This window comes from Bradyrhizobium sp. (genome assembly GCF_049519115.1).
Classification (GTDB): Bacteria; Pseudomonadota; Alphaproteobacteria; order Rhizobiales; family Xanthobacteraceae; genus Bradyrhizobium.
Genome location: NZ_JBEKRB010000114.1, coordinates 1 through 8,273, shown reverse-complemented (window position 1 = coordinate 8,273; position 8,273 = coordinate 1). Strand labels below are relative to the sequence as shown.

Here is an 8,273-nt window from a genome sequence, read left to right as displayed (position 1 = left end):
TCGAGCACGCATACCGCGCCGTCGAGGACGCGCAGCGAACGCTCGACCTCGATCGTGAAATCGACGTGGCCGGGGGTGTCGATGATGTTCAGACGCTTGCCGTCCCAGAACGCAGTCGTGGCAGCCGACGTGATGGTGATGCCGCGCTCCTGCTCCTGCTCCATCCAATCCATCGTCGCGGCACCTTCGTGCACTTCGCCGATCTTGTGGCTCTTGCCGGTGTAATAAAGGATGCGCTCGGTGGTCGTGGTCTTGCCGGCATCGATATGCGCCATGATACCGAAGTTACGGTAGTCCTCTATGGCATGAACGCGGGGCATGGGCTGTTCCTTAAATCCTGACGACGTTTCGCCGTTACCAGCGATAGTGCGAGAAGGCGCGGTTGGCTTCCGCCATCCGGTGCACGTCTTCACGCTTCTTGACGGCGTTCCCCCGATTATTCGACGCATCGAGCAGTTCGGCCGAAAGCCGCTCCGTCATCGTCTTTTCATTGCGCTCGCGCGCAGCTGTGATCAGCCAGCGAATTCCCAACGCCTGCCGGCGGACCGAACGAACCTCGACAGGCACCTGATAGGTGGCGCCGCCGACGCGGCGCGAGCGGACCTCGATGGTCGGCATCACGTTTTCCAGCGCCTGCTCGAACACCGTCAGCGGGCTCTGCTTGGTCTTGGCCTCGATCATGCCGAGCGCACCGTAGACGATGCCTTCGGCGACCGACTTCTTCCCGGCGTACATCACCGAGTTCATGAACTTCGTAATGATGATGTTTCCGAACTTGGGATCCGGAAGCACTTCACGTTTTTCAGCGGAATGGCGGCGCGACATCTAATCTGTTCCCGATTACTTCGGACGCTTGGCGCCGTACTTCGAACGGCGCTGCTTACGGTTCTTGACGCCCTGCGTATCGAGGACGCCGCGGAGAATGTGGTAGCGCACGCCGGGCAAATCCTTGACGCGGCCGCCGCGGATCATAACCACGGAGTGTTCCTGAAGATTGTGGCCTTCGCCCGGGATGTAGCCGATGACCTCGAAGCCGTTGGTCAGGCGCACCTTGGCGACCTTGCGGAGCGCGGAGTTCGGCTTCTTCGGCGTCGTGGTGTAGACGCGCGTGCAGACGCCACGCTTCTGCGGCGACTGCTGCAGCGCCGGCACCTTCTTGCGCGACTTCTGTACGACGCGCGGACTTGCGATCAGCTGGTTGATCGTCGGCATGTCAGCCTTCACCCTTCAGTTCGCACGAAACCGAAAACGGTCTCGCAAAATTCGTTCCGGACCTTCGAAGGGTCCCACGCTGTTGCCCTGCGTGAAAAACATCCGCGCAAAGCGAAATCGCGCCAACCGCTCATCGCTGAGCAGAAAGCGCTTCGACGCCACAGAGGACCGCAAGCTTTTGATCAATCGGCATCAGCCGACCGAACTGGACCTGAGGTCATGCACCCGATCGATTCCGAGGGAACTTGCCCACGAAAACCGAGATCGATACGGCAGTGACTAGCTATATTCGACAGCGTCTGAGCGACATTCGTCGAGGTTGGTGCCCGTCTCGACCGCCTCAAATAAGAGAGGCCGAAAGGGTGATCCGTTCCGACGCAAGCGAAGCTCACCGCCTGTCGTTAAGTGCGCGGGTTCTATCGGCGCGAGCCTCCTAAGTCAAGGCGAAACAACAGGTGAAATGCCTTGAAGAAGCGCCTCTGCGAGTGAGGGAAATCGCGCCGTGCCCCCTGCTCCGTTGGCGTCTTAATTAAGTTGCCGTCAGCCTCGGAACAAGACTCCGCCCCATTTCTATCCGGATATTAATCATCAAATCGACATCTGAAGATTGTCGTCTCGTTCACCTACAATCTAAGCAGCCGCCGGGGCGGAGATTTGCCGATTCTCAGTCCTCGTCGTCATCTTTCTCGGCCGCAGCCGCATGCGGCTTGAGGCTCTGGTCGTCCCAGAGCTGGCGATACATGCCGTTTTTCGCGAGCAGCTCGGTATGAGAGCCGCGCTCGATCGCCCTGCCGCCGGAGATCACGATGATCTCGTCCATATCGACCACGGAGGTGAGACGGTGGGTCGAAAACAGCATGGTTCGGCCCTTGGCGAGCTTCATCAGCGTCTTGTTGATGGCGGCTTCCGTGGTCTGGTCGAGCGCCGACGTCGCCTCATCCAGCAGAAGGATCGACGGGTTGCGCACAATCGCCCGCGCGATCGCGATGCGCTGGCGCTGGCCGCCCGACAAAGTGTCGCCGCGCTCGCCGACCGGCGTGTCGTATTTCTGCGGAAGGCTCATGATGTAGCGGTGGATTTCGGCCTTGCGGGCCGCCTCCTCGACTTCCTTGTCGGTCGCGCTTTCCTTGCCGAGGCGGATGTTCTCACGGATCGACATGTTGAACAGCATGTTTTCCTGGAACACCACCGCCATGCTCTGCCGCAGGGATTCGCGCGTCACTTTGCGGATATCGACGCCATCGATGGTCACGCGTCCCTCGTCCGGAACATAAAGACGCAAGATCAGGTTGAGCAGCGTGCTTTTGCCGGAGCCGCTTGGGCCGACGATGGCGATGGTCTTGCCGACATCGAGCTTGAGGCTGAGGTTATCGAGAACCGGCGTCTGACTGCCTTCATATTGGAAGGTCACGCGCTCGAAGGAAATGTCGTGGCTGATGCGCGGCAAATCGGGCGCGCCTGGGCGATCCCCGCCGCGGGTCGGCTCATCCAGCAATTCCTGAATATGACGCACGGCAGCCGCCGACGAGATCGACACCGGAATGAAATGCATGATGTGCGCGATGTTGTAGGACACTTCCCAGAATGCGCTCTCGAACGTCACGAAGGTTCCGATGGTGATCTGGCCCTTGGTGGCGAGGTAGGCGCCGATCGCGAGCACCACGAGGTGCAGCAACAGGACCGAGATGGTGACGGTGCGCTCGACCATGGTTGAAAGAAACATCGCCGACGCAATTTTGCGCCGTGCGTCGTCGTTGCGCATCGTAAACCAGCCGAGCGTCCTGCGCTGGAGCATGAAGGCCTTGACCACCGCTTGCGTGGCGACGTTTTCCTGCACCATGCCGAGCAGCGTCGACTCATTGAGCTTCTGCTCGTAATTGGCCTGCACCGCCTTGGGCGTCAGGATGCGCGGACCGATCAGCGTGATCGGAAACACCAGAAGCGAAATCGCAGCGAGCTGCCAGTTCAGAAACAGCATCAGGATGATGCCGGCGATCAGTTCGAAGAACGGCAGCGCGGCGGTGTTGGCGAAGCCCTTGATCGTCCCTTCAATGGCCGACATGTCGACCGAAAACCGCGACAGGATTTCGCCGCGCTTGGTGCGCGCGAAAAAGGCTGCGGGCAGGCTCTGGACGTGTTCGAACAACCGCGTCCGCACATCCGAAATCAGCGAAGCCGCCAGCGTGGCGTCCCACCGCTCGTACCAGACCGCGACAATCGAAGTAACGATGCCGGCCACCGCCAGCACCGAGAGGATCTTGATCAGCGCCTCGAAATCTTCCTCACCGAGCGCATCGTCGATCAGAAACTTCAGGCTCAGCGGCATGATCACATTGAACAGCGTCTCGACCAGGACGCCGATGCTGACAAGCGCGAGGATTTTCTTGTAGTTTTTCAGGAAAGGTTTGATGAAAGCGTAGATCGTCGCGAGCGCACCGGCGGCTTCCTTGGCGGTGTAGACAACGAGTTCCTCGTCGTCATCGTCCTCGTCGAGCTCGAGTTCGTCTTCCTCATCCTCTTCATCGCCGTCTTCGACGGACAATGCCTTATCACCGGCTAACCGGCCGCCGGCGCCGGCAAGCTTCTTTTCAACTTCCAGCGCATCGGAAGCGCCCGCGGACGCTGCGGCAGGTTCACCTGACGGGGAAGACCTGGAAGCCATGAAACCAACCGAAGCTGCACGGCCGGCATGACCGCAAAAGAATGAAGGGAATGTGCTGCGCGCTCTACCCTATGCGATCGGCGCGCATTCGGCAAAAAAATTGGTGCAGGTAACCTTACGGCTTGTGCCGGCTTTTTCGAAATGCATTGCAACACGCGCCGTCGCGAAAGCGTCGCTTGCGGTGCAGCGACCCCAGATCAGCCGCACTACTCGTCGTCTTCGACCTTGTCGAAGAACGAATAACGCAAGGAGTCGGAATCGGCATACCACTGACCGGGCCCCTTGTTGGCTGCGAGCGTCGCCGCCCACACCGCGTCGGTGCAGTCGTGGCGATGCATCGAAAGATCGAAACCGTTGCCGAAGAACAATTCCGACCATTCCCACCAAGTGCCGAGCTTCTTGACCCCGCGCAACAAATCGTAACGATCGATCAAGGCCGCCGGCATGTCCGATGTCACCGAGCCGAACACCAGACCGGTCTTGACGACGCGATTGAGTTCGCGAATGGCCGTCGCAACGCGCTTCTCAGTGACATGGCAAAGGCTGGTCTCGAACACGAAATCGAATTCGCCGTCTCTGAACGACAGATCGACGATCGATCCGAGCTTGTTGAACTTTTTCAGTTCCTTCGGCGTCCTGGCGTGGATCGCGCGGCTGTTCTCGACGCCCCAGGCATCAATCCCCTGTGCCCGCAGCGCACCAACAAGTTCGCCGCTGGCCGAGCCCGCGATCAACAGCTTGTAGCCCTTCGCCCTGTTCCAGACGATCTTGATGAGACCCATCAGGAAAGCGGGATCGGTGAACTGGCTCCAGACCTCGCGATACGGACCAAGCCCGCGATAGTTCTCGAAATAGTCGCGATCGATCTTGTCCGACAGCGGCTGACCATTCGCGCCGTGCGCGCGGCGCAGCCGCATCATCTCGGTCAGGATGATATCGGTCGCCGCATCGGAAGAATCGAGCAAGCCATTCAGCGTGGAATCGAACAGATAATCGCCGACCAGAACCAGGCCTGGATGCTGCTTGGGGTCCGGCCGGTGATTGGTCATGACGTCGCGCGCCGGCATGCCGCCTGGCAATGCGTTGACCGACGACAGCCAGCGATGGATCTTGCCCTCGACAAAATGCGCGCGCGCATCGCCGAGCGAAGCCGGCAACGATTTGAGCGCGGCATCGATCAGCGCCTTGTCGTCGAGATTGGCGAAAGCGAGCGCGTCGGAACCGGCGATCAGCCAGTTCAGCACGCCGTGACGGCCGACGTCGTGGCGGGAGCCTTCGTTGTAGACGCAGCAGCCGCCGAAGGCTTCCGACATGAACCAGGAGCCCGGGATCTTGTCGTCCCAGAACGGCGAATCGAACAGGATCGAAACCCGCAAATAGTGCGCGGGCCGATCGAAATAAGCGACGTGGTTGACCATCGATTGGCGCAGGCCTTCGCCGTCCCAGCCCATGGTGGCAAGCCATGAATGCGGCAGGCACATCAGCACGAGATCGAAATCCCGCGTTTCGGGGCCCTTGCCGTTCATCATGTTGAGCTGGTAGCGGCCGGCCGCCGTCTTGCCGACCTTGAGAACGCGATGATTGAGCTGGATATCGGCATCGACCTCCGACTGAAGGCATTCGATCAACTGCTCGTTTCCGTTCTGGATCGAATAAAGGCCGATATAGCCGTCGACATCCATCACGAAATTCTTCAGCGCATTGAGGCCGTTGGTGTTGTGGCTCTCGGTCGCAATATCCGAGCGCGCCATCACCTTGAAGAAACGCTTGGCGGTGGCGTCATCGACCTCGCGGTCGAGCAGCTCTTCCGCTGTGATGTAGGCCCAGGGATGTTCGTTATCGTGGGCACCGACGCCTTCGTAATACTCGATCGGCGACACCATCTGGCTGCAACGCTTGCGGAACGCTTCGATGGCATCGGCCGTCTTGGCTCCGTATTTACGGCGCATGCCCGGCACGTCGTTGAGAAGTTCGCCGTCGAGCAGAACCTGTTCGGCATCCATCTGGATCGTTTGCAGGCCGAAATGCTGGATCAGCTCCCGCAAGGGATCGGGGCCGGTCATCGAGTAATCGTAGATTTCGGCGACGCCGGCTTCGTAGATCGCGGGCGCAGAATCGAACCGGCCGGTGAGGACCTTGCCTCCCAGCCGATCGGACGCTTCAAAAATCGTGACGCGGCAAAGGTCGCCCAGTTTCTTCTTCAGGTACCACGCGCTCATCAGGCCGCCGGGCCCGCCGCCAACAATAGCTAAATCCAACATCTGTTTCCGGTATTTCCGACCCCCGCCGTCGCCCGGCCGCCTACCCCAAAGGCGCCGGACTAAGTTACTTGAGATGAAGCGCTTTTTTCCCTGAAGGGAAGATGAACGAACCCCTTTCATTGAAGCAGAATAGTCAAAAAATAGCAAAAAAGACCGGCTTTCGCCGGTCTTTCCGTGGTTTTGCGGGTGTTTGAGACCTATTCGGCCGGGGGCAACGCCAACGGCTCGACTTCCGGCGCCGCCGGCACGATCGCCGCCTGCTTCTCGCGCTCGTCGAGAATCAGCTTGTCGCGCTTCGTGGCGACTTCGCGAATCTTCGCCATCGAGGCGCCGGTACCGGCCGGGATCAGACGGCCGACAATGACGTTCTCCTTGAGGCCTTCCAGCGGGTCCACCTTGCCGTTGACGGCGGCTTCGGTGAGCACGCGGGTGGTCTCCTGGAACGAGGCCGCCGAGAAGAACGAGCGGGTCTGCAAGCTCGCCTTGGTGATGCCGAGCAGAACCGGCGTTCCCGTAGCAATCTTCTTGCCCTCTTCCTTGGCCTTGGCGTTGAGCTGGTCGAACTCGATCTTGTCGATCTGTTCGCCCGAGATCATGTCGGTTTCGCCCTGGTCGGTGATTTCCACCTTCTGGAGCATCTGACGGACAATCACCTCGATGTGCTTGTCGTTGATAAGCACGCCTTGCAGCCGGTAGACCTCCTGGATTTCGTTGACCAGATAGGCGGCGAGTTCCTCGATGCCCTTGATCGCCAGGATGTCGTGCGGGGCAGGATTGCCCTCGACGATGAAATCGCCCTTTTCGACGATGTCGCCGTCCTGCAGGTGGATGTGCTTGCCCTTCGGGATCAGGTACTCACGCGTCTCCTCGCTCTTGTCCATCGGCTCGATCGAGATGCGGCGCTTGTTCTTGTAGTCCCGGCCGAAGCGGATGGTGCCGGCGATCTCGGCGATGATCGCCGCATCCTTCGGCTTGCGGGCTTCGAACAGTTCGGCAACGCGCGGCAGACCGCCCGTGATGTCGCGGGTCTTGGCGCTTTCGGTCGAGATACGCGCGAGGATATCGCCCGGCTTGACCTTGCCGCCGACGTCGACCGACAGAATGGCGTCAACCGAAAGCATGTAGCGGGCATCGCCGCCACGCGCCAGCTTGAGGATCTTGCCATCCTTGCCCTTGACGACGATCGCCGGACGAAGATCGGCCCCGCCACGCGTCGAGCGCCAGTCGATGACGACACGCTTGGCGATACCGGTGGATTCGTCGAGCGTTTCCGAGATCGACTGACCCTCGACCAGATCCTCAAATCCGATCGTGCCTTCGACTTCGGTCAGCACCGGGCGGGTATAGGGATCCCACTCGGCGATACGCTGGCCGCGCTTGATGGTGTCGCCTTCGTCGACATGCATGCGCGCACCGTACTGAATACGGTGGGTCGCACGCTCCGTGCCGTCGGCATCCGAGATCGCAACGACCATGTTGCGGACCATCGCGACCAGGTGGCCTTCGCTGTTCTTGGCGATCGCCTTGTTCTTGATCGTGACCTTGCCGTCGAAGTTCGATTCAACGAACGACTGTTCGTTGATCTGAGCCGCACCACCGATGTGGAAGGTGCGCATCGTCAGCTGGGTACCGGGTTCGCCGATCGACTGCGCCGCAATGACGCCGACTGCTTCGCCATGGTTGACCGGCGTGCCGCGGGCCAGATCGCGGCCGTAGCACTTGCCGCAGATGCCGTTGACGAGTTCGCAAGTCAGGGCCGAGCGGATCTTCACCTCCTGGATGCCAGCTTGCTGGATGGCGTCGACGTGAGTCTCCTCCATCAGCGTTCCGCGCTTGACCACGACCTTGTTGGTCGCGGGATCGCGCAGATCCTCACCCGTGGTGCGGCCGAGGATGCGCGACGCCAGCGAGGCAACGACCGTGCCGGCATCGATGATGGCGCGCATCTTGATGCCGAGTTTGGTGCCGCAATCGTCCTGCGTGATGATGCAGTCCTGTGCCACGTCGACGAGACGACGGGTCAGGTAGCCGGAGTTCGCGGTCTTCAACGCGGTGTCCGCGAGGCCCTTGCGGGCGCCGTGGGTCGAGTTGAAGTATTCGAGCACCGACAGGCCTTCCTTGAAGTTGGAAATGATCGG

The 8,273-nt window shown here is 60.4% G+C and carries 6 protein-coding genes; all 6 read right to left on the bottom strand.

Annotation, left to right across the window (positions count from 1 at the left end):
- Positions 1-320: GTP-binding protein (locus ABSE61_RS35090; protein ID WP_423875756.1), on the bottom strand; the 320-nt coding region annotated here is incomplete at its 3' end.
- Positions 321-354: 34 nt separating this feature from the next.
- A complete protein-coding gene (gene rpsG, locus ABSE61_RS35085) occupies positions 355-825 on the bottom strand; it encodes a 30S ribosomal protein S7 (protein WP_423875755.1) in 471 nt (156 codons plus the stop codon).
- Positions 826-840: 15 nt separating this feature from the next.
- Positions 841-1,212 (bottom strand): 30S ribosomal protein S12, encoded by a 372-nt coding sequence (gene rpsL / locus ABSE61_RS35080; RefSeq protein ID WP_011473880.1) that lies wholly within the window; start codon positions 1,210-1,212, stop codon positions 841-843.
- Between the two features lie 664 nt (positions 1,213-1,876).
- Positions 1,877-3,874: an ABC transporter ATP-binding protein gene (locus tag ABSE61_RS35075; RefSeq protein WP_423875754.1), complete on the bottom strand. Its 1,998-nt coding sequence runs from the start codon at positions 3,872-3,874 to the stop codon at positions 1,877-1,879.
- Positions 3,875-4,080: 206 nt separating this feature from the next.
- Positions 4,081-6,135, bottom strand: coding sequence for an FAD-dependent oxidoreductase (locus tag ABSE61_RS35070; protein WP_423875753.1), 2,055 nt, complete (start codon positions 6,133-6,135; stop codon positions 4,081-4,083).
- A gap of 197 nt (positions 6,136-6,332) precedes the next feature.
- Positions 6,333-8,273, bottom strand: a 1,941-nt coding sequence (locus ABSE61_RS35065) for a DNA-directed RNA polymerase subunit beta' (RefSeq protein ID WP_490338387.1), incomplete at its 5' end; no start/stop codon positions are given.